The following is a 20,708-nucleotide window of genomic DNA, read 5'->3' as shown; positions in this document are numbered from 1 at the left end:
ACGGGCTTTCGCTTTCATCGCTTCGTCAATTTCAGCCGCCCACAACGCTCCGCGTCCCTTTCGCCGGTGGTGTCTCCGGGCCTCCGGCAAAGCACTGGGCGATTTCCATCCATTGGCGAGCGGTGTCGCCGATCGTTTCCAGCGCGGTGTCGTCGATATTGCGGGTCTGGGTCACGACCTGCGAAAATTCGACCGCGCTGCCGCGCACCATATTGTCGTCCTGCGGATCATTCCATTCCCAGACGGTTCCCGAAGGTGCGGTCAGCTGGACGAAGGGCTTGGGTGCGGGCGGCTCCTGGCGGCGGTTGCGGAAGGTCCAGCCATAGGTGGTCACGCCGAGATGGGCGATATTGCGGATGCGATCGCCATCCTGGCGCTCCTTGCCCAATATGTCGAATACTTCCTGCCCGTGCGACCAGGTTTCCATCTGCCGGGCGATGATCTTCGATCTGGTCGTCATGTCGGGTCCGGCCCAGGCGACACGCTGCTCGGGATCGGCTTCGCCATAGGCGGCAGCGAGCTTGGGATAATAGTCACAATAGGCATCGAACAGGGTCTTGCCGCGAACGCCACCGGCATGTTCGTCCAGCCATTCATATTGCACGTCGATATGGCTTTTGCCGGTCTTGAAGGCGCCCATGATATCGCCGAGGAACCTCTGGAAGGCGTCGGGATCCTGCAGGGTCATCAGAGCCGCGGCGTTCCAGATGTGCAGATGGCCGATGACATCCTCTATCGTCCAGCTCTTGAACTGGGTGACTTTGGCAAACATCGCGTCGTCGGCATCGGCAAGGCCCGCCGCGAGCGTGTCGCTCTCTTTCCAGAAATCCCTGGCTTCCTGCATCATTTCGAAAATCCTTCCTGCTTTTCCAGCTTGCCCGCCATCGCCGCGGGAATCGCAACCGGATGCGCGAGCAATATCTGCCCATAGCCCTTGCCCTGTGCGTCGTTGCGAATGCTGGCCACACCGCCGCCGCCGAGCACTGCGTCGATCAGGAAATTGATCGCATGCGAGCCCGGCAGATGAAATTTCTCGACTCGTGCGGTGCCCGCGCCGCTGTCGATAAAATGGCCAAAGCGCGCTGCCACGGAGTCCGTGGTCAATGCTGCCCAAATATAGGGTAAAAAGGCCGGATCACGGGCAATCACCCCGATGTTGGCCTTGTTGCCCTTGTCGCCGGAGCGCGCCCAGGCAAGTTTGATCAGAGGCACAATGATGGTCTCATCCGGGCTGTCATTTATTACCGGGTCGGGCGGTCTGGAGATCGCTTCGGGATGGAAAGATTGTCCTTCGCAATCGGCAAAGTCGATAGAGCGGCCGTCGACATCGATATGGATGGCAATCGATTGTTTGGGCGTAAGATAGGAAAATAGCCGTACGACAGGTGAGGGCTTGGCGCGCGCACCGGAAAAGCCGCTCAGGCCCGGCGGCGTCGCCAGACCGAGGCCGGTCAGTTCGCGCAGCAAAATGCCGATCGCCGCCGCTTCGCTGTGTTTAGCCGCGATTTTTGCCACGACCTCGCGGGGTTCGCGGACTTCAGCAAATTCCCCGAACTGGCTGTCTGCCCCGATCAGTTCCACACTGGTTTCGCTATAGTCGCCGAGATTGTGGCCGCGCAGGATATTCCGCGCGCGAGCGAAGACATTGTCGGAGAATTTCTGTGCCTTGCGGGCCGCGTCAAAGCCATAAAAACTGACATAGGTGCCGCCGCGAAAGCCCTCGCTGTAGGTCAGGGAGGTTTTATACTGATCCGGCGGCGGGTAGCCCCGGGCCGGAGAAACCCGAACCTGATCGGCGCCGAGCTGCGTTATTTCGACGTCGGAAAAATCGCAGACCACATCTGGAAGCATATAGGCCTGCGGATCACCGATTTCATAGAGCATCTGTTCGGAAACCGTGCCGACCGTGACACAGCCGCCAGTGCCTTCAGCTTTGGTGACCGTGAACGATCCGTCGGCTGAAACAGTGCCAATCGGATAGCCGATATTGGCGATGTTGCCGGCGTCTTCCCAGTCGGTGTAGTTGCCGCCGGTTGCCTGCGGGCCGCATTCGAGAATATGCCCCGCCAGACTGCCGCATGCGAGCAGATCATGGTCGCTCTCGGACCAGCCAAATTCATGGATGCAGGCACCAAGCGTCACTGCGCTGTCAACGCAGCGCCCGGTGATCACGATATCCGCACCTTCCGCTAGCGCGCGTGCGATCGGAAACGCACCGAGATAGGCGTTGATGCTGGCGACCCGATCCTTTGCCGGAAAGGCTGCGCCAGTGAACATCTCGGTTGGCGCCTGACCCGCGATGGCATCCAGCTCGTCCAGAAGATTATCGCCCGTAATCACTGCGACGGTAAGATCGAGGCCTTGTTCTTTGATCAACGCCCTGGCCGCTTCGCCGCAGGCCATCGGGTTTACCCCGCCAGCGTTGGCTATCACTTTGACCCCCTGCTCGGAGATGGCCTTGGCGTATGGTTTCAGGACAGCGCTGATAAAATCGCTGGCATAGCCGGCTGCAGGATCCTTGGCGCGCGCGCGGGCCATGATCGACATGGTGATCTCTGCGAGATAATCATAGACGAGATAATCAACGCCCGCAGCCAGCAGTTGCGGCGTGGCCATGGCGCTCTCCCCCCAATAGCCACTTGCACCGCCGATGCGGACGCTTTTTTTTGACATAGGCTTTAACCCATCCGGTGGAGGGCGCAGAGCTTGTTGCCATCTGGATCACGCAGATAGGCGAGATAGAGATTCATGCCCGGATTTTCCCGCACGCCGGGAGGATCTTCGATGGATGTGCCACCCGCTTCCACACCGGCCTTGTGCCAGGCATCGGCCTGGTCAGGGCTTTCCATAGCAAAGCCGACCGTCATCCCATTGCCAGCAGTTGCCGCTTCGCCGTTGATCGGGGGGGTAACCATGAAGATGCCGTTATTGTGCATATACATCAGCCGCCCTTTTGGGTCGGTTATCGCCTCCGGACCACCGATGCTTTTGAACAAAGCGTCATAGAATTTTTTTGAGCGATCGATATTGTTCGATCCGACCATCATGTGACTATACATTTTTCTCTCCTCTTTTTCCGGTCCAGACTTTTCAGCGAGCATTGACCGGAAGGCAATGTAGCTATTGTTCAAACCGGTCTGCATCTTTAAGCGAGTGATTAATTTATTCAAGCAGGACAAGAGCAAAATGGAATTGAAAGACAAGATTATCGTTATCACCGGCGGCGCCAGCGGCATTGGTGCGGCCATGGCACGGCGCTTCGCTGCGGAAGGGCCGAAGCAGATTGTCTGTGCCGACCGCGATCTGGCTGGAGCTCAAGCGGTTGCCGACGAGATCGGCGGCGTCGCGATTAAGACCGACGTGTCATTGGCAGAGGATATCAGCAACCTCATCGCAACCGTCGAGGCGGATATCGGGCCGATCGATCTGTTCGTTTCCAATGCCGGGATCATCAACAGCGGCGGCGTCGAGGTCGACGATGCCGCCTGGCAGAATATCTGGGACATCAATGTTCTGGCCCATATTCGGGCGGCTCGGATCCTGGTACCGAAAATGCTGGAGCGCGGCGGTGGTTATTTGCTGAACACGGCCTCGGCCGCCGGGTTGCTGGCACAAATCGGTTCCGCGCCTTATTCTGTGACCAAACATGCTGCCGTGAGTTTTGCCGAATGGCTGGCGATCACCCACGGTGCAGATGGCCTGAAAGTTTCTGTCCTGTGCCCGCAGGGCGTTGATACGCCGATGATCGCCGGCGTCGATACCGCCACTGTTGCCAAAGACGGCATTGTGACCCCGGAACATGTTGCGGATTTGTGCGTGGAGGCGATTGGTGACGAGCGCTTCCTGATTCTGCCGCATCCTGTGGTCGGCGACTATATCAAGCAGAAGGGTGCCGATCCGGAGCGCTGGATCTCCGGCATGCAGCGTTGGCAGGCGATGCTGGCGGCCAATGCGTCGTGATCGCTCCCTAATAAAATAGGCCTGATAAAATGGAGCATTGGGGCCAGCCATTTTCGCCTCTAGCGTCCGTCCAAACGCAACAGGAGAGATTATCATGGCATTGGTATCAGTCGTTGGTGCAACCGGTCGGCAAGGCCTCGCACAAATTCGGCAACTGGCAGCAGCAGGGCACAAGGTTCGCGCCTTGTCGCGTAGCGAAAACCCCGATCTGGGCGGAACAAATGCGGCGGACGAGTGTCGCCAGATTGATCTGACCGATGAATCGACCTGGGTTCCGGCGTTCGAAGGATCGGATGCCGTTTTCTATACCCATCCTCTGCAAGCACGCGAAGATCGCGCCTCGATGGTTGGCAAGGTCGCTGCTGCGGCCAAGGAAGCCGGCACCGAGCGTTTTGTCTGGAACACGTCGAGCTGGATTCCTGAGCGTCCCGGCGATCCGTTCACCTATGGCAACAACACGATCGCAGTGAACCAGATTTTCCGTTCCGGCATGCCGGCTACCGTATTCGGTTCTGTTCTGTTCATGGACAATCTGCTGACCAACTGGGCGCGGCCGTTCATCGTTGATGAAAAGCGTTATGTCTATCCGCACAACGCAACGCTCGAAGCCAACTGGATCAGCCTCGACGATGTCGGCAAGTGCATGGTCGCCGCGATGGATCGGCCGGACTTTGAAGGCTCCTGGCTGAACATCGGTGGTCCGCAGCGCCTGAAGCCACCGGAAGTGGCCGAAACCCTCTCTCGCGTGTTCGGACATGAAATCAAATATGATCCCTGCACCCCGAAGGAATTCGGTGACTATCTGGTCGAAGCCTTTGGCGATGATGTGCCGCCCGAAAATCGCGAAACAATGGCGGCCGGGATCACGGCTTTTTACGAGTATAACAACAATAACGAAACCAGACCATTCGAAGTGGATACCGACTTCATGCAGCAGCGTCTGCCGGAAGTCGAATTCGAGACCCTGGAAGAATGGGCGGCGCGGCAGGATTGGTCGGAAAACGCGCACAGACCTCCAGCAGGATAACGCCGATGTCAAAACGTATGCACGGCAAGATCGTGCTGGTGACCGGTGGTGCCTCGCGCCCCGGTCTCGGCGCTGCGATTGGCGAACGACTGGCTGAAGAGGGCGCAACCGTTGTCCTCAGTGATGTCAACTTGAAGGGTGTCGAAGAAACGGCCGCACTGATCCGCGAAAAAGGCGGTGATGCGTCGGCGGTTCAGCATGATGTTGCGTCTCAGGACGATTGGGATCAGGTGGTGGCGAACGTGCTGGCCAAACACGGAAGGCTGGACGTGCTCGTCAATAATGCGGGTATATTGGAAGTAGCACCTGTTTCCAGCGACCGGGCAGTTGGTGCTATGCGTAGCCAGTTTGACGTCAACGTTGTTGGCAGCTTTATCGGTACCCAAGTTGCGGTCCGTGCGATGCGGCAGTCGGGCGGAGGCTCAATCGTTAATATGTCATCGGTGGCCGGGCTCGTTGGATTTCGGGGCAGCGCGAGCTATGCTGCGTCAAAGGGCGCGGTAAAGCTGTTCAGCAAATCGGTTGCGCTCGAAGTCGCTGCCGAAAATATCCGCGTGAACACAGTGCATCCCGGAATTATCCGGACCAATATGCAGGACCTGGGAGCGGAGAGCAATTCGGATAATTATGCCGCTATCGAAGCGGCCATTCCAGCAGGCAGACTCGGCGAACCGGCCGACATCGCCAATTGCGTCCTGTTTCTGGCATCAGACGAATCCACCTATGTGACCGGTGCTGAATTTGTCGTCGACGGTGGCTATACGGCTCAATAGGATTGAGTGCGATTGCGGCCCACCTTTGCTGTGATGGCACGCGGGTGCCCGCTATTGCCGATACTATTCAGATCGCCATACGTTCGATAAACCAGTAGGTCGAAATGATCCCGATACCATAGGCCATAGCGGTCTTGGTGGGCTGTAGCCATTGGCTCTGGAAACTGCGAATTGCGTGCAAAAGCAGCAGCGCCACCGCGACAATGGCCAATTGGCCGATTTCGACGCCGAGGTTGAAGGTCAGCAAGGCTAGCGGCACATCGCCTTGCGGCAGGCCGATTTCGGCCAGTGCACCGGCGAAGCCAAAGCCGTGGAGCAGGCCGAACAGAAAGGCCACGATCCACGGGAAGCGTTCGGACAGGCGGATCTCGCCGGGTTTTGCCTTTACCACTTCAACAGCCAGGAAGATGATCGAAAGTGCGATGACCGCTTCAACCGGCCGGGAGGGTAGCGACAGAAATCCAAGCGTCGTACCGACCAATGTAAGGCTGTGCGCCACCGTAAATGCGGTCACGGTTTTGGCCACCAGCCAGCCACCCTTGAGCAGCAGCACCAGCGCCAGCACGAAAAGCAGATGGTCAAAGCCCAATAATATATGCTCGATTCCGATGATCGTATAAGTCGCGGCGACATTGGAGATCACCGACGGTTCGGCTAGCGTAGCCGCAGGCTGATCCGGGGTCAGGCGGACCGTTTGCATGGCGCTGTCGATCGGGGCGATGCGCACCAGCGCGTCGGTGGTGGATAGCTCCAGGCCTTGCAGACCGATGGTTTGTCCCTGCAGCGATCCGTCGCAGTGCAGGTCGAGGCGCGTGAGAATATTGCTGCCGGAATATTCGCGCCGGGGCTCACCGTCGATTTCGCAATTTTCCGGGATTAATATCTCACCGGTCTGACCAAGGCGCGAATTGGTGGAGGCCTTCCATAGCAGCGACCATTGGCCGGGCGTCTGTTCCGTCATTTCGATATAGGCGGGGCGCAATTCATCGGCGTGAGCGCGCGCTGGAAACAGCGCAAGCGCGACACACAGCCACAACAGAGCGTAACAGCATCTCATGGCCTGCCGGCTACCGTGACTTCATATTGCGACCGGTAATCGGCAAGCGCCTGTTCTTTCTGCGCCGCCCGTCGGGCCGCCAGCCAGTCATTGGTTGCTTGCTGCCGGATGTCCGCCAAAGCGGGCGTCTCGCCCGGTGTTTTTTTGATGATCTGTACTGCGTGCATGCCAAAACCTGACACAACGGGGCCAGCCCATTGACCGGTTGGCAACTGGTCCAATGCTCCTGCGAACTCATCGCCAAACTGGCGAGAGATTTCTGCAATGGTGGCGTTCTGAATTGTTTCAGGCAACGAAATCGATCGCGCCAAATCGGCGGGCTTGGCGCCTTCTTTCAAACGTTCGATCCGCTCTTTCGCCTGTTCAGCGGTGATCTGGCCCAGATAGATTTGTTCGAAATCGTAGAGCGGGGAGAGGGCGTATTTTTCAGGATGTTCTTTCAGCCATTGCTGCAGAACTGCATCGGTTGGTGCAGAAGTTTCCGCATTTTCACTGTCGATAAAGCGCATTTTGGTGAAAAGCCGCCGCCGGATAACCGGGTCATCCTTGTCCAAGCCCAGCCGGAGAGCCTCGCGATAGTAGATTTCTTCAGCAATTTCCTGATCGATCAGGCCATCCAGTTCATCCGCTGTCGGCGGGCGCCGGAAATTCCGGACCCAGTCACTGGTGAGCCGGTCAATGTCTGTCTGATCGATACTGATCCTATAGTCCGCCGGGTCACGGTCGGCGCCGGTCGCCCAGAAAAAAGCAAAAACAAGCAGCGCGCCACCCAGAAAATGGACGAGTGGCTCGCGAACAAATTTACCCAACATATATCATACAATCCATCAGTGGCGGCAGCAGCTTTTATGTTCTCTTGGGCAGCCGCGTGTCAGGCTATCGGTGAACGGTTGGTCCGGCTAAGCCGACGGCGTATACCAGATTGGCGAACTGTAGGCCCGTTCCTGCTGAATCTTGACTACTTGTTCTGGCAGGGTGAGGCGGAATTTCAGCGCATCATAGACCGGCCATGTTGGTGTCGGAATTTCGAGCACGCGTACATAATAAAAGGCATTTTGCGCGGCGTCGAAATCGGGGTCCTGCCAGAAGGTGACCAGTTCGGGCGCGCCGGTCGCATTGTCCCAGGTGCCCTTGGTCAAATCGACCGTATTCGGGACCGGAGTCAGCTTTCCATCCGCTCCCAGTTTCCTTGTTTCGGGCCCGCTCCAGCTGACATTATAGATTTTTTCGTAGCTATTGCCGTCCGCATCGACCCAGCCCTTGATGACCTGGATGCGGTCGAGACTGGCGCTTTGCGGGTCCATCAGCGCGCTGATCAGGAACTTTGGTGCTTCTCCGTCACCGCCGCTGAGATCGCCGCCCATGGGGACGCCTTTGGCATAACCGGTTTTAACCAGATCGGCGACATCGTCGGCAGCGAAATCAAAGCCGCCAAAGAAACGCACCTGCATCCGGGGGCCCGTTGTTGCGTAGACTTCGCGGCGCATCATCGCGTCGAAAATCGCTTCCCGCGTGTTGCTGGTTGCCCAAACGGCCGCATAGCCGCTCGACAGATATTGCCAGCCAAAGCGGCCTTCCCTTGTACCGAGATTTTGTGGTTCAATAGCGCGTTTCTTGTTTGTTGGTTCGTTGCCGCTGTGCTTGCCGAAGAAATTGTCCTCATCGGCCGTGGCCAGCGACGTATGGCTATCGGTCGAACCGATCATGCCAAATTTAAACGGGTTGGCACCGACCGTGAGGGTCAGCTGCAGACCGCGTTTCAGGGCTTCGCGAACATAGCTCCCGCCATAGCTTTCCGGCGGCATGTCCTCGGTGCAGCTAAGGTTGCATTTGTCCCAGCCGGCAACGCCGAACTCGGCAAATTCGTCATTCGGTGACAGAAACGGATGGGTTTCGCTGTCGCCCTTGATCTGTGTCACTTCGACGATCGGTTCGCGGAGCGCTCGGGTCTTCACATAGGCGGCGTCGATCGGACTGCCGTCATATTTGTTCATCGCGAACATGCGGCCATTCGAGACATTGCTATTGTGCGGAATCGCCAGCACCTTGCCACCGGTTTTTTGCTCGTAGGCGGCCATATAGGCCCAGAGTTTTTCCGGGTCCTGCGCGCCAAGAGCGCCAAACGGGAGAGTATCTCCCATTTTCTCAGGGCTGTCGCGGAACATCACAACCCGATGGATATTGTCGCCATCGGGCATCGAGGTATATTCGAAGCCCATGAAGGCCGTGAATTTGCCGGGTTCATTATATTGATCAACGGTCTCGCCATGCTTTTCCCAGAGATCAGCCGTGCGGTCTCTGGTCTGCTCCGGGTCGGTCAGTGATGCCGGCAAGGTTCCTCTCGCGGCCCCGTCGATCAGTTCGGATGTGACCTGCAACGACCCCTCGTCGCTTTCGTTCATCATATCGTGCCAGCGGAGCAGCAATTTGTTCGTCAGCAACGCGATGCGCGGCGCTTCCATGATCGCCTTGGTCGCCCCCATGGCGTCGCTATGGTCGGCAATTACCAGAAAATCGAGAGGACGGGACAGCTTCGCCTTGGCACCTTTGGACGCCGTAACTTCTTCGCCCCGGGCAAATCGCAGCGCCGCTTCGGCGTCCAGCCGGTTGCCGAATCCGAACGCGTCGATGCTGTTGTCGGTGTGGAGATGGGTGTCGCCCCAGAATACCTGTTCGGGATATTCGGTATTGATCACTTCTGCTGCTTCGCTGTCGCCGTTCGTGCTTTCGGAACATGCCCCGAGGGCCAAGGCAGCCGTACAGACTGCCCACATCAGTGATTTGCGCATATTGATTCTCCCATCCCTATATTATCAAACTATCTCTCTCGCCGTGCAGGCGCAATAGGCAGCTGATTTGGCAAGGACGTCGTAGCGTCAGCCGAACCAGCGGCTCAACAACCCGCGCTCTCGCAGTATCGCCTTGGCAGCATTGTGGCCGGGTGCGCCGGTCACGCCGCCGCCTGGATGGGTGCCCGAGCCGCACATGTATAGGCCCTCTACCGGCCCCTTATAGCCAGCCGCGCCGATCACCGGTCGCGCCGCCCAGAGCTGGTCGAGGGACATGCGGCCATGGAAGATATCGCCGCCGACCATCCCGAATTTCGTTTCGAGATCTGCCGGAGAGAGCGCCATCTGACCAAGGATCAAATTGCGGAAGCCGGGCGCATGCTGCTCCACCACATCGAGGATCGATGACACCGCTGCTTCCCGCTCATCCTCCCAGCGCCCACCGTCCGGCAGTTGCGGAGCGAATTGCTGGCAGAACAGACTCGCCACATGTTGCCCGGCAGGGGCCAGGCTGCCATCGACAAGACTGGGGATCAGCATCTCGACCACGGGCTCGCGCGACCAGCCATAGCGCCGGGCATCCTGATAGGCGCGGTCCATATAGTCGAGCGATGGCGCCATGATGATTCCCGCTTGCAGATGATCCCCGCGACCCGGCAAGTCCACAAAATCCGGCAATCCGCACAATGCCAGATTCATCCGGAAGCTGCCGGAGCCGCATTGATAGCCAGCCATCATGCTGCGGAAGTCGGGCGACAGATCGTCGTGATCGATCAGGCGGTCATAGAGCAGCTTTGGCCCGACATTGGCGATAACTTTTTGCGCGCGTATCTCTTCACCGCCCGTCGTCCGTACTCCGACAGCCCGTCCTTTCTCGACGAGCAGTTTTGCGACCGGTTTGCCGAGTTCGATTGCAACGCCTGCAGATCCGCAGGCTTCCGCCATCAATTCCGTGATTCGGCCCATCCCGCCCAGGACATGGCCCCATTGCCCGTGCTTGCCATTGACCTCGCCGAAGACGTGATGGAGCAGAACATAGGCACTGCCGGGCATATCGGGGCTCGCGTAATTACCAACGATGGCGTCAAACCCGAAGGCCGCCTTGATCGGCGCGCTTTCAAACCATTGATCCAGCAATTCGCGTGCGCTGAGCGTGAACAGCTTGGTGATCTGCTGCTGTTCCAGCGCGGATAAACGGGCGAACCGGCGTGCAGTCCTGATGCCCGTCAGAATTGCGATCGCGCCGTCTCCGGAATTGGGCGGGATTTCCAATGCCAGCTCGCGCAATATCGCAGCCGCAGACTCCAGCATCGCATAATAGTCCGGCAGGCGAGCTGCATCGTTCTCGGAAAAACGTGCCGCCTCCCGCTGCGTTGCTTCCAGAGATCCTCCGAGCAGCAGATGGCGGCCGCCACCCAGTGGAAGAAAGTTGCTTTTCGGGCGCTCGATCACGCGGTAGCCGCGTTCGACCAGCTCCATATCCGCAATCACTTTTGGCTGCAGCAGCGAGACGGTATAACTTGCCGTGCTGTTGCGGAAGCCGGGATGAAATTCTTCGGTGACGGCCGCTCCGCCGATCACATCCCGTGCTTCCAATATCCGCACCTTCATACCGGCGCATGCAAGATAATATGCGCAGACCAGACCGTTATGGCCGCCGCCGATGATCAGTGCATCGAGTGAGTTTGTCTGCATATATCCCGGGACTAGCGCCGCATCCGGATGCCAGCAACAACCAAGTCGCACTATCCCGATGCCCGTCCCCGGAGTGCGTGTGGCTGGGCGCAATTGTGAAAATCAGAAGGGGGTGATAGGAGCGGTACAAGTTGTACCAGATAAGGGAAATATTGGATGAGAAATATGCTTCTGAGCGCGGCCTCTGCGCTGGCGTTGACCGCCGTCGGCATTGCGCCTGCGAGCCATGCGCAAACCAGCGATGCTGAAACGCAGGCCGAGCAGGACGTCAACGAACAGCTATCGGCATTTTTCCAGGAGTATGACGAGCAGGAGCTGGCCCATTCTCCCGTCTCAAAGGCCTATCGCGGCATCCGGGATGAAGACTATGGCAAGTGGGATGATCCAAGCGAAGCCGCTGAAATCGCGCAATATGAACGCAGTCAGGCGTCGCTGGAACAGATGGAAGCGGAGTTTGACGAAAATGCGCTGAGCGAGGACAGCCAGCTAAGCTATCGTTTGTTCCAGGCACGGGGTGAGCGTTCGACCAATGCGTTTCCGTTCCGTCGCAATGCCTATATTTTCGATCAGATGAACGGCGCGCAGAGCCAAATCCCGGCTTTCCTGATCAACATTCACCGGGTGTCGAGCAAGGCGGATGCCGAAGCGTATGTCAGCCGCCTTGATGGTGCCGGCCCGTTAATTGAAGCGCTGGTCGCGCAGTCGGCAGAGCGGGCCGATGACGGCGTGATCGTGCCGGACTGGGTATTTCCCTATGTTATCGCCGATGCGAAAAATGTCATCAGCGGTGCCCCATTTGAGGATGGCGATGACTCGCCCATTTTTGCCGATCTGAAGAAGAAAGTCGGCGCTCTTGATATTCCGGAGGATGAAAAATCCGATCTCATCGCGCGCGGCGGCGCAGCGATGGTGGCCAGTATGAAGCCCGCTTACGAGAAATTGATCGCGGAGATGGAGCGTCAGCAAGCGATGGCGGTCGACGGCGATGGCATCTGGCGGTTCAAGGATGGCGCCGCTTATTATGCTGAACGCCTGCAAAATTACACCACAACCGATCTCACCGCCGACGAAATCCACCAGATTGGCCTCGATAATGTGGCGCGGATCCACGGTCTGATGCGCAAGATCATGGCGGATGTCGGTTTTGAAGGCAGTTTGCAGGACTTCTTCGCACATTTGCGCAGTAGTGATGAATTTTATTATGACACGCGCGAAGCCTATCTGGCGGATGTCGATGCCAAGCTGACGGCGATGACGGCCAAGCTGCCCGAATATTTCGATACGTTGCCGAAGGCCCCGCTCGTGGTAAAACCCGTCGAGGCCTTTCGTGAGAAATCCGCTGGCAAGGCTTTTTACAATGGGCCGGCACCCGACGGTTCGCGGCCTGGCACTTATTATGTCAATCTCTACAATCTGCGGAGCATGTCGAAGACCGAGCTGGAGGCGCTCGCCTATCACGAAGGTCTGCCGGGGCATCATTTGCAACGAACGATTCAAACGGAACTCGGTGATTTGCCGCCGTTTCGCAGATTTGGCGGATGGACGGCCTATACCGAAGGCTGGGGACTCTATTCCGAAGAGCTTGGCAAGGATATGGGCTTTTACCAGGACCCGTATAGCGATTTTGGCCGGCTTGGGATGGAGCTGTGGCGCGCCTGCCGACTGGTGGTCGATACCGGCATTCATCACAAGCGCTGGAGCCGCGAGGAAGCGATTCAATATCTGACCGACAACACCCCCAATCCCGAGGGTGATATTCGCAAGGCGATTGAGCGCTATATCGTTTATCCCGGCCAGGCGACCGCCTATATGATCGGCAAACTCAAAATACTCGAATTGCGGAGTCGGGCGCAGGACGCGCTGGGCGACAAGTTCACCATGGGCGGTTTCCACGATGTGGTCTTGAAAAGCGGTCCGGTGCCGCTCGACATCCTCGAAGAACGGGTGGACGCGTGGATAGCAGACAGCAAGTGACGTTGATCACCGACGATTGTCCGAAAATGTCAACCTTAGTTCCGGAATCTGTCGTTTCTGTCCAATGAATCTTGACCGATTCGGGCGATACGGTCGGTGCGACCCGAAGGGCTCTCACCGTCGTAATCCGGTGATATTAGAGTTCTTTTCCTTTTCAGGCCTGGCTATTAATTTAGTCAGGCCTTTTTTTTACCTTTGTTTTTCAGCTATAAACGGGCATCGATAAGAAATCTGGACCAGGAGGAGGGACAGATGAGGGGGTCGTCGCTTGGTAAGTCTGAGATATTTTGCGCCTGCAGAAGATGTTCGGGACTTGGTCTCGGTCTATTATCTGTTTGAGGTTGATCAACCGCGCTTTATCGACAACGAGCGGGCCGCGATCGCTCAATTGCGGTTCTTGCTCGAGGGTAGCGCCGAAGTCAGCTTTGCCGATGGTAGCACTTTCCCGGCAAAGGATGCCATGTTGCAGGGGCCTTCTACGGGTTCCATGCGTTTTGATGTGCACGGACCATTCCGGATGTTCGGGGTTGGCATTTTGCCCTCCGGCTGGGCAATTTCGACGCGCAAATCGGCGGCAGATTATACCGACCGGGCAGTCAACGCGAGCGAAGTTTTTACGGAGGAAATCGACAAAAACCTTGAATACCTGCGCGGCTGCGAGAGTCCGGAGGACATGGTGGCCTGGGCGGACAAGGTCTACCGGGCCCTGAAACCGCGCCTGAAACCGGAGACAGCGGCGTTCACCAAAATGGTTGATGCATGGTTGTCATCAGAGCCTTCGCCGCCGGTCAGCAGCCTGATGGAGCGGTCCGAGCAAAGCTCGCGGCAGGTGTTGCGCACGGTGAACAAGCTTTATGGCATGCCGCCAAAATATCTGGCGCGCAAATATCGCGCGCTGCGGGCGGCGCGAGCCTATGCCGAGCATAATGAGGAAGAACTGCTGGAGCTGGTCGATGCCTTCTACGACCAGTCGCACATGATTCGGGAAGTGAAATTCTTTGCCGGTGTGACGCCGACTCAGCTGCGGGTGGGCGAGGGCGAGACCGCCCGGCTGATCGATCAGCGCGCGGATCTGAAGGGCAAGATTGCACCACTGACTTCGGACACCTGATTAGAAGATTTGGAAGCATGTTTGCGTTTTTCCAGGGCTGCGCCACGCGGCGCTGCGCTTGCAATGTTGGATAAATGAGACTAAATTAGTCTTGTTTATGGTTTAACCCCGAATGATTCGAGAAATATGCGTCTTTCCAACCTTGCCGATTATGCCGTTGTCCTTATGTCCGCTGCCGCGCGACATTGTGGGGCTGCGCGGTTGGCGGATGGACGGCTCAACGCAACGAAGCTGGCCGAGGAAACCGGCGTCCCGCTGCCGACCGCCAAGAAACTGGTCAGCCGGTTGACCGCCGCCGGCCTATTCGAATCGACGCGCGGCATTGGCGGCGGTATCCGGCTGGCCCGTCCGCCGGCATCGATCAGCCTCGCCGATATTGTCGAGGCGGTTGAAGGTCCGCTGGCGATCACCAGTTGTACAATCGACGGCAATCATGACTGCCTGCTGGAAACCGGATGCACGGTTAAACCGCATTGGGGCGTCGTCAACAGAACAATAAGACAGGCGCTGGATGACGTGACTCTGGCCAGCCTGTCGGATTTGCCGGTGGCAACGAAATTAAAAATGATGGAAAAAGCGTAATGAGCGAAGACGTCAAAACTTCCAACAATGATGCCGAGCGCGCCGAAATGAATGCGGAAGCGCAGCAAGCGGTCGACAAGGCGAGCACTTATGAATTCGGCTGGTCGTCGGATATCGAGCAGGATTTTGCGCCGAAAGGTCTGAACGAAGACACGGTGCGCTTCATTTCCGATAAGAAGGGCGAGCCCGAGTGGATGCTCGAATGGCGGCTGAAGGCCTATCGCCAGTGGGAAAAGATGGAAGCGCCGGACTGGGCCAAGCTCGACATCCCGATGATCGACTATCAGGACGCCTATTATTATGCCGAGCCCAAGCCCAAGGAAAAGCTGGGTTCGCTCGACGAGGTCGATCCGGAGATCCTGCGCGTTTATGAAAAGCTCGGCATCCCGATCGAGGAGCAGAAGGTGCTGGCCGGCGTCGAAGGCGCGCGCAAGGTCGCGGTCGATGCGGTGTTCGACAGCGTCTCGGTGGCCACCACCTTCCGCAAGGAACTGGAGGATGCGGGCGTCATTTTCCGGTCCATTTCGGAAGCAATCAAGCAATATCCTGACCTTGTCCGGCAATATCTTGGCAAAGTTGTGCCGATGCATGACAATTATTTCGCCACGCTGAACTGCGCCGTGTTCAGCGACGGCACCTTTGTCTATATTCCCAAGGGCGTGAAATGCCCGATGGAGCTTTCCACCTATTTCCGGATCAACGCCGAAAATACCGGCCAGTTCGAACGGACGCTGATCGTTGCCGACGAGGGCAGCTATGTCTCCTATCTCGAAGGCTGCACCGCGCCGATGCGCGACGAGAATCAGCTGCACGCTGCGGTCGTCGAGCTGGTCGCGATGGATGATGCGGAGATCAAGTACAGTACCGTCCAGAACTGGTATCCCGGCGACGAGAATGGCAAGGGCGGCATCTATAATTTCGTGACCAAGCGCGGGCTGTGCCAGGGCAGGAACAGCAAGATCAGCTGGACCCAGGTCGAGACTGGCAGCGCAGTGACCTGGAAATATCCGAGCTGCGTGCTGAATGGTGAAAACAGTGTCGGCGAATTCTATTCGGTGGCGCTGACCAACAATTACCAGCAGGCCGATACCGGCACCAAGATGATCCACAACGGCAAGAATACCCGCTCGACGATCATCTCCAAGGGGATCAGCGCCGGGCACAGCGACAATACCTATCGCGGTCTGGTACGGGTCGGGCCGAATGCGGAGAATGTCCGCAATTTCACCCAGTGCGACTCTCTGCTGCTCGGCGACCAGTCGGGCGCGCATACCGTGCCCTATATCGAGGTCAAGAACCCGACCGCGACGATCGAGCATGAAGCGACCACCAGCAAGATCAGCGACGACCAGATGTTCTACGCCCAGCAACGCGGGCTGGATGAAGAGGCGGCGGTGAGCCTGATCGTCAATGGCTTTGCCAAGGAAGTGCTCAAGGAACTGCCGATGGAATTTGCGGTCGAGGCGCAGAAATTGCTGGCGATTTCGCTGGAAGGGTCGGTTGGTTGATGAACCGGCCTGTCCTCCTTCGTCATCCTGAACTTGTTTCAGGATCCACTTCCCCAACTGCACAGGCAGTCAGTGGGGCGCGACGGATGCTGAAACAAGTTCAGCATGACGAAGTTCTAACGGCGTCAAACATCTCAAGAATTTTGAACTGAAAAGAACCATAATGCTAAAAATTGAAAACCTCCACGCCACCGTCGGCGACACAGAAATCCTCAAGGGGCTTTCGCTCGAACTGAACGCGGGTGAAATCCATGCGATCATGGGGCCCAATGGTGCGGGCAAGTCGACGCTCGCCTATGCGCTCGGTGGGCGGCCCGGTTATGAAGTGACTGCGGGTTCCGCATCCTTCGACGGCCAGGATCTCCTCGAACTGGACCCGCACGAACGCGCGGCGGCGGGTATTTTCCTCGGCTTTCAATATCCGGTTGAAATTCCCGGGGTCAGCAACCTGCAATTTCTGCGCGAAAGCCTGAATGCGCAGCGCAAGGCACGCGGTGAAGAGGCACTGAACGGTGCGGAATTCATCAAGCTGGCCAAGGACAAGGCGGCGCTGTTGAAAATGGACATGGATATGCTCAAGCGGGCGGTCAATGTCGGTTTTTCCGGCGGCGAGAAGAAGCGCAACGAGATGGTACAGATGGGCATTCTCGATCCCAAGCTGGCGATCCTCGACGAGACCGACAGCGGCCTCGATATCGACGCGCTGCGGACGGTGGGTTCGGGCATCAACAGCATCATGCGCAAGCCCGACAAGGCGGTGCTGCTGATCACCCATTATCAGCGCCTGCTGGAAGAGGTGAAACCCGATTTTGTCCACGTGCTGGCGAATGGCCGGATTGTGAAGACCGGCGGGCCGGAACTGGCGCTGCAGCTCGAGAATGAAGGCTATGAAGCGATCGCGGAGGCGGCATGATTTTTTCAGGCAAGCTGGCTCAACAAATTAACTGCCGCGTCAGCGGCACATATATTGTTGATTCACGCGAAGCCGCGAAGGCGCAAAGAAACAGCGTCTTTCCGCTAGCCCTTCGTGTCTTCGCGCCTTCGCGTGATAAAATTCAATTCAATGGCCGCTGTCGCGGTGCAAGTCGGGAGATGATGATATGAACGCGCCTCTTCCTACGCGCCGTGATGAAGCCTGGCGCTATGCTGATCTCAAGGCGCTGGAGCCGGTCTGGCCGACGCTCAAGGGCCCCGAGAAAATCAATGTCCCGGCTGGCGAGAGCCTGTCGCGGCAGATCGCCGAACTGCCGGTGGTCGATGGCGTCGGCGTGGTCGATCTTGATGTCACGATCGGCGACAATGCGACCTTCACGCTGCATCTGCTGGCGCATAATGCCGACTATGGCCGGATTCACGTCAGGGCGACGCTCGGCAACGGCTCGCATTTTGAACTGGGCGGGGCGATTCTGGGCTCTGGTGATCAGACGCTGGAAATCGTTACCGAAACCATCCACGCGGAACCCAATGCGACCTCCAACCAGGTGGTGCGTTCAGTGCTGGCCGACAAGGCAACCGGCAGCTTCCTCGGCCGGATCAATGTCGCGCGTCATGCCCAGAAGACCGATGCGGCGCAGTCGGTCAAGGCGATGCTGCTCGATCGCGGCGCAACCGCCAATGCCAAGCCGGAACTGGAAATTTTTGCCGACGACGTGAAATGCGCCCATGGTGCCACCGTCGGCGAGCTCGACAAGCAGGCCTTGTTCTATCTGGCGTCGCGCGGATTGCCGCCGGCTGCGGCGAAGAAGCTGATGCTGCAGGCGTTTATTGCCGATGCCTTTGTGTCCGTTGATGATGATGCGGTTCGCGATGGGATCGAGAGCAAGGCGCTTGAGGTTCTGGAGGGGTTGTCGTGAGTCAGAGTTCCTCTCTGCCGTTCGCTTCGAGCGAAGTCGAGAAGCCGGTTGTGGCGGATAGAGGTGTCTCGACTGCGCTCGACACGAACGGAATAGCGCATTCGTATCGCACCGACTTCCCCGGGATCGGACCGGACTGGCATTATCTCGACAGCGCCGCGACCGCGCAGAAGCCGCAGGCGGTGCTCGAGGCTATTGCCCGTGCCTACGGCCCCGATTATGCGACGGTGCACCGCGGTGTCTATGCGCGTTCGGCCAATATGACTCTGGCGTATGAAGCCGCGCGCAAACGCGTCGCCGGTTTTCTGAACGCCGCGAGCGAGAACGAGATCGTCTTCACCAGCGGTGCGACCGACAGCATCAATCTGGTTGCCGAAAGCTGGGGCAACAAGTTCATCACCAATGGCGACCGCATCATGCTGTCGCAGCTGGAGCATCATTCGAATATCGTGCCTTGGCAGATGCTGGCCGAGCGGGTCGGGGCGGAGATCGATGTCGCGCCGCTGACCGGGGACGGCCAGATTGATCTCGACTGGATCGAGGCGCATCTGACCGAACAGCATAAGCTGGTCGCGCTGGCGCATGTCTCCAATGTGCTCGGGTCCCTGCTCGATGCGAAGCGGGCGGCGGCCATCGCGCACAAGGTCGGGGCGAAGCTGCTGCTCGACGGCTGCCAGGCCGCGCCGCGGCTGCCGGTCGATGTGCAGGACCTGGGCTGCGATTTCTATGTGTTCTCCGGGCACAAGATTTACGGGCCGACCGGGATCGGTGCGCTCTGGGCGCCTTATGCGACGCTCGAGGCGATGCCCCCATGGAAAGGCGGCGGGTCTATGATCGACCGCGTGTCTTTTGAAGGTACGACTTACGCGCCGCCGCCGGGCCGGTTTGAGGCGGGCACGCCGCATATCGCCGGTGTGGTCGGACTGGATGCGGCGATCCAATATGTCGAGGGCATCGGGCTGGACGTGATCTCGGATCACGAGAATACCACGCTGGCGAAAGCGCGCGAGGCGCTGTCCGGGATCAACTCGGTGCGAGTCTTCGGGCCGGACAAGAGCATGGGTATATTGAGCTTCGCGGTCGGTGACGTGCATCCGCACGATGTCGCTACTATATTGGATGAAGGCGGCGTGGCGATCCGCGCCGGGCATCATTGCGCCCAGCCGCTGATGGATACGCTTGGCGTACCGGCGACCGCGCGGGCGAGTTTCGGAATTTACAGCGATGACAGCGATGTCGCGGCTCTGGTCGATGGCATCAATCGCGTCAGAACAATTTTTGGTTAAGGTGACGATATGAGCGAAGAACGGAAAATATTGGTGGAAGAAGTCGACAGCGTCGCAAAGCCGAAGCTGGCCAAGGTCGAGGATGCGGTGGATGACAGCGAGCAAGATGTCTCGACTACGCTCGACACGAACGGAAAAGCGGACGCCAAGCCCGCGCCGGTGATGGCGCCGTCGCCTTATGAAGCGGAGAGCGATTCGGCCAAGCTCAGCCGCAAGAAGGACTATCTCGAGGGCTTTCTGGCGCAGAAACCGGAAGAGACCCCGGCGGGCGAAGCCGGCGGCGATGTCTACGAGGCGGTGATCGATACGCTGAAGAGCATCTTCGATCCGGAAATTCCGGTGAATATTTATGATCTCGGCCTGATCTACGGCGTCGAGATTACCCCCGACAATCACGCGATTGTCACCATGACGCTGACCACGCCGCATTGCCCGGTCGCCGAATCGATGCCCGGCGAGATCGAGCTGCAGGTCGGCAGCGTCCCCGGCGTCGGCCATGCCGAGGTCAATCTCGTCTGGGACCCGCCGTGGGACCCCGGCAAGATGAGCGACGAGGCGAAGCTGGAACTGGGGATGCTTTAAGGCTGGAAAACAGCATTGCCGTTCGTCTCTAGCGAAGTCGAGAGACGGACTGGGAGCGCAGAGGTGTCTCGACTGCGCTCGACACGAACGGGACCGGAGAAAGACTATGACCGACACAAAAACCAAGACCCGCGAAATTCCGGCAGCGATCACGCTGACCCCGGCGGCGGAGCAGCGCATTGCCGACCTGATGGCGAAAGCCCCCGACGATGCGATCGGCGTCAAGCTCTCCACCCCGCGCCGCGGCTGCTCGGGCCTCGCCTATTCGGTCGACTATGTGACCGAAGAAGTCGCGTTTGACGAGAAGATCGTGACTCCCGGGGGCGTGTTTTACGTCGATGGCGGTTCGGTGCTCTATCTGATCGGCAGCACGATGGACTGGGCGGAGGATGATTTCACCGCGGGCTTTGTGTTCGACAATCCGAACGCCAAGGGCGCGTGTGGGTGCGGGGAGAGTTTTACGGTTTGAGCAAAAAAGGGCGCGGAGATTTCTCCCCGCGCCCTCCGTTTC

The 20,708-nt window shown here is 58.3% G+C and carries 20 protein-coding genes; 13 read left to right on the top strand and 7 right to left on the bottom strand.

The window, feature by feature from the left end; genetic code table 11:
* Positions 1 to 31: 31 nt before the first annotated feature.
* From ACN0WW_RS12715 to ACN0WW_RS12705, 3 genes are read right to left on the bottom strand one after another with little or no spacing between them, the layout of a single operon-like run.
* The gene (locus tag ACN0WW_RS12715) at positions 32 to 847 is read right to left on the bottom strand and encodes a TIGR03084 family metal-binding protein (protein WP_417613051.1); all 816 of its coding nucleotides are present in this window, start codon (positions 845 to 847) and stop codon (positions 32 to 34) included.
* Positions 844 to 2,673 (bottom strand): acyclic terpene utilization AtuA family protein, encoded by a 1,830-nt coding sequence (locus ACN0WW_RS12710; protein WP_417613049.1) that lies wholly within the window; start codon positions 2,671 to 2,673, stop codon positions 844 to 846. Before ACN0WW_RS12710 ends, ACN0WW_RS12715 begins: the two co-directional genes overlap by 4 nt.
* A 5-nt stretch (positions 2,674 to 2,678) precedes the next feature.
* Positions 2,679 to 3,059, bottom strand: coding sequence for a VOC family protein (locus ACN0WW_RS12705; RefSeq protein WP_417613047.1), 381 nt, complete (start codon positions 3,057 to 3,059; stop codon positions 2,679 to 2,681).
* A gap of 127 nt (positions 3,060 to 3,186) precedes the next feature.
* Between ACN0WW_RS12705 and ACN0WW_RS12700 the strand changes: the two genes are divergently transcribed.
* The 3 genes from ACN0WW_RS12700 (at position 3,187) to ACN0WW_RS12690 (ending at position 5,760) form a co-directional block, all read left to right on the top strand.
* Positions 3,187 to 3,960 (top strand): SDR family oxidoreductase, encoded by a 774-nt coding sequence (locus tag ACN0WW_RS12700; protein WP_417613045.1) that lies wholly within the window; start codon positions 3,187 to 3,189, stop codon positions 3,958 to 3,960.
* 94 nt (positions 3,961 to 4,054) lie between these two features.
* The gene (locus ACN0WW_RS12695) at positions 4,055 to 4,987 is read left to right on the top strand and encodes an SDR family oxidoreductase (RefSeq protein WP_417613043.1); all 933 of its coding nucleotides are present in this window, start codon (positions 4,055 to 4,057) and stop codon (positions 4,985 to 4,987) included.
* Positions 4,988 to 4,992: 5 nt separating this feature from the next.
* Positions 4,993 to 5,760 (top strand): SDR family NAD(P)-dependent oxidoreductase, encoded by a 768-nt coding sequence (locus ACN0WW_RS12690; protein ID WP_417613041.1) that lies wholly within the window; start codon positions 4,993 to 4,995, stop codon positions 5,758 to 5,760.
* Positions 5,761 to 5,827: 67 nt separating this feature from the next.
* Here ACN0WW_RS12690 and ACN0WW_RS12685 read toward each other — a convergent pair whose 3' ends face one another.
* The 4 genes from ACN0WW_RS12685 to ACN0WW_RS12670 form a co-directional block, all read right to left on the bottom strand.
* Positions 5,828 to 6,817 carry a HupE/UreJ family protein gene (locus ACN0WW_RS12685; RefSeq protein ID WP_417613039.1) on the bottom strand — a complete coding sequence of 330 codons (990 nt, stop codon included), beginning with the start codon at positions 6,815 to 6,817 and terminating at the stop codon, positions 5,828 to 5,830.
* Complete coding sequence (locus ACN0WW_RS12680; RefSeq protein WP_417613037.1) at positions 6,814 to 7,629, bottom strand: peptidyl-prolyl cis-trans isomerase; 816 nt, start codon at positions 7,627 to 7,629, stop codon at positions 6,814 to 6,816. Before ACN0WW_RS12680 ends, ACN0WW_RS12685 begins: the two co-directional genes overlap by 4 nt.
* Positions 7,630 to 7,716: 87 nt before the next feature.
* Positions 7,717 to 9,606 carry a DUF3604 domain-containing protein gene (locus ACN0WW_RS12675; protein WP_417613035.1) on the bottom strand — a complete coding sequence of 630 codons (1,890 nt, stop codon included), beginning with the start codon at positions 9,604 to 9,606 and terminating at the stop codon, positions 7,717 to 7,719.
* Positions 9,607 to 9,693: 87 nt separating this feature from the next.
* Positions 9,694 to 11,301, bottom strand: coding sequence for a phytoene desaturase family protein (locus ACN0WW_RS12670; RefSeq protein ID WP_417613033.1), 1,608 nt, complete (start codon positions 11,299 to 11,301; stop codon positions 9,694 to 9,696).
* 156 nt (positions 11,302 to 11,457) lie between these two features.
* Here ACN0WW_RS12670 and ACN0WW_RS12665 point away from each other — a divergent pair, with 156 nt between their 5' ends.
* From ACN0WW_RS12665 to ACN0WW_RS12620, 10 genes are all read left to right on the top strand, one after another.
* Positions 11,458 to 13,275, top strand: a complete 1,818-nt coding sequence (locus ACN0WW_RS12665) for a DUF885 domain-containing protein (protein ID WP_417613031.1) — start codon at positions 11,458 to 11,460, stop codon at positions 13,273 to 13,275.
* Between the two features lie 268 nt (positions 13,276 to 13,543).
* Positions 13,544 to 14,386, top strand: coding sequence for a DUF6597 domain-containing transcriptional factor (locus ACN0WW_RS12660; protein WP_417613029.1), 843 nt, complete (start codon positions 13,544 to 13,546; stop codon positions 14,384 to 14,386).
* A gap of 126 nt (positions 14,387 to 14,512) precedes the next feature.
* Positions 14,513 to 14,968: an SUF system Fe-S cluster assembly regulator gene (locus ACN0WW_RS12655; protein ID WP_417613027.1), complete on the top strand. Its 456-nt coding sequence runs from the start codon at positions 14,513 to 14,515 to the stop codon at positions 14,966 to 14,968.
* Positions 14,969 to 15,015: 47 nt separating this feature from the next.
* Positions 15,016 to 16,476 carry a Fe-S cluster assembly protein SufB gene (sufB, locus tag ACN0WW_RS12650; protein ID WP_417613071.1) on the top strand — a complete coding sequence of 487 codons (1,461 nt, stop codon included), beginning with the start codon at positions 15,016 to 15,018 and terminating at the stop codon, positions 16,474 to 16,476.
* Between the two features lie 163 nt (positions 16,477 to 16,639).
* On the top strand, positions 16,640 to 17,389 hold the full coding sequence (sufC, locus tag ACN0WW_RS12645; RefSeq protein ID WP_417613025.1) for a Fe-S cluster assembly ATPase SufC: 750 nt from the start codon (positions 16,640 to 16,642) through the stop codon (positions 17,387 to 17,389).
* Positions 17,386 to 17,580, top strand: a complete 195-nt coding sequence (locus tag ACN0WW_RS12640) for a hypothetical protein (protein ID WP_417613023.1) — start codon at positions 17,386 to 17,388, stop codon at positions 17,578 to 17,580. Before sufC ends, ACN0WW_RS12640 begins: the two co-directional genes overlap by 4 nt.
* Positions 17,577 to 18,329, top strand: a complete 753-nt coding sequence (locus ACN0WW_RS12635; RefSeq protein ID WP_417613021.1) for a SufD family Fe-S cluster assembly protein — start codon at positions 17,577 to 17,579, stop codon at positions 18,327 to 18,329. The genes ACN0WW_RS12640 and ACN0WW_RS12635 overlap by 4 nt, the downstream gene beginning before the upstream one ends.
* Before the next feature lie 50 nt (positions 18,330 to 18,379).
* The gene (locus ACN0WW_RS12630; protein WP_417613069.1) at positions 18,380 to 19,615 is read left to right on the top strand and encodes a cysteine desulfurase; all 1,236 of its coding nucleotides are present in this window, start codon (positions 18,380 to 18,382) and stop codon (positions 19,613 to 19,615) included.
* A gap of 9 nt (positions 19,616 to 19,624) precedes the next feature.
* Complete coding sequence (locus ACN0WW_RS12625) at positions 19,625 to 20,197, top strand: SUF system Fe-S cluster assembly protein (protein ID WP_417613019.1); 573 nt, start codon at positions 19,625 to 19,627, stop codon at positions 20,195 to 20,197.
* 106 nt (positions 20,198 to 20,303) lie between these two features.
* Positions 20,304 to 20,666, top strand: a complete 363-nt coding sequence (locus ACN0WW_RS12620; protein ID WP_417613017.1) for a HesB/IscA family protein — start codon at positions 20,304 to 20,306, stop codon at positions 20,664 to 20,666.
* The last annotated feature ends 42 nt before the right edge of the window (positions 20,667 to 20,708 follow it).

This window comes from Parasphingorhabdus sp., assembly GCF_048269865.1.
Classification (GTDB): domain Bacteria; phylum Pseudomonadota; class Alphaproteobacteria; order Sphingomonadales; family Sphingomonadaceae; genus Parasphingorhabdus.
This window is presented reverse-complemented; position numbering and strand designations above follow the sequence as displayed.

What these genes read in the sequence shown, in the direction of transcription:
- ACN0WW_RS12715 (WP_417613051.1), bottom strand. Translation starts at nt 847, where the DNA reads ATGATGCAGGAAGCCAGGGATTTCTGGAAAGAGAGCGACACGCTCGCG.
- ACN0WW_RS12710 (WP_417613049.1), bottom strand. Translation starts at nt 2,673, where the DNA reads ATGTCAAAAAAAAGCGTCCGCATCGGCGGTGCAAGTGGCTATTGGGGG.
- ACN0WW_RS12705 (WP_417613047.1), bottom strand. Translation starts at nt 3,059, where the DNA reads ATGTATAGTCACATGATGGTCGGATCGAACAATATCGATCGCTCAAAA.
- ACN0WW_RS12700 (WP_417613045.1), top strand. Translation starts at nt 3,187, where the DNA reads ATGGAATTGAAAGACAAGATTATCGTTATCACCGGCGGCGCCAGCGGC.
- ACN0WW_RS12695 (WP_417613043.1), top strand. Translation starts at nt 4,055, where the DNA reads ATGGCATTGGTATCAGTCGTTGGTGCAACCGGTCGGCAAGGCCTCGCA.
- ACN0WW_RS12690 (WP_417613041.1), top strand. Translation starts at nt 4,993, where the DNA reads ATGTCAAAACGTATGCACGGCAAGATCGTGCTGGTGACCGGTGGTGCC.
- ACN0WW_RS12685 (WP_417613039.1), bottom strand. Translation starts at nt 6,817, where the DNA reads ATGAGATGCTGTTACGCTCTGTTGTGGCTGTGTGTCGCGCTTGCGCTG.
- ACN0WW_RS12680 (WP_417613037.1), bottom strand. Translation starts at nt 7,629, where the DNA reads ATGTTGGGTAAATTTGTTCGCGAGCCACTCGTCCATTTTCTGGGTGGC.
- ACN0WW_RS12675 (WP_417613035.1), bottom strand. Translation starts at nt 9,606, where the DNA reads ATGCGCAAATCACTGATGTGGGCAGTCTGTACGGCTGCCTTGGCCCTC.
- ACN0WW_RS12670 (WP_417613033.1), bottom strand. Translation starts at nt 11,301, where the DNA reads ATGCAGACAAACTCACTCGATGCACTGATCATCGGCGGCGGCCATAAC.
- ACN0WW_RS12665 (WP_417613031.1), top strand. Translation starts at nt 11,458, where the DNA reads ATGAGAAATATGCTTCTGAGCGCGGCCTCTGCGCTGGCGTTGACCGCC.
- ACN0WW_RS12655 (WP_417613027.1), top strand. Translation starts at nt 14,513, where the DNA reads ATGCGTCTTTCCAACCTTGCCGATTATGCCGTTGTCCTTATGTCCGCT.
- sufB (WP_417613071.1), top strand. Translation starts at nt 15,016, where the DNA reads ATGAATGCGGAAGCGCAGCAAGCGGTCGACAAGGCGAGCACTTATGAA.
- sufC (WP_417613025.1), top strand. Translation starts at nt 16,640, where the DNA reads ATGCTAAAAATTGAAAACCTCCACGCCACCGTCGGCGACACAGAAATC.
- ACN0WW_RS12640 (WP_417613023.1), top strand. Translation starts at nt 17,386, where the DNA reads ATGATTTTTTCAGGCAAGCTGGCTCAACAAATTAACTGCCGCGTCAGC.
- ACN0WW_RS12635 (WP_417613021.1), top strand. Translation starts at nt 17,577, where the DNA reads ATGAACGCGCCTCTTCCTACGCGCCGTGATGAAGCCTGGCGCTATGCT.
- ACN0WW_RS12625 (WP_417613019.1), top strand. Translation starts at nt 19,625, where the DNA reads ATGAGCGAAGAACGGAAAATATTGGTGGAAGAAGTCGACAGCGTCGCA.
- ACN0WW_RS12620 (WP_417613017.1), top strand. Translation starts at nt 20,304, where the DNA reads ATGACCGACACAAAAACCAAGACCCGCGAAATTCCGGCAGCGATCACG.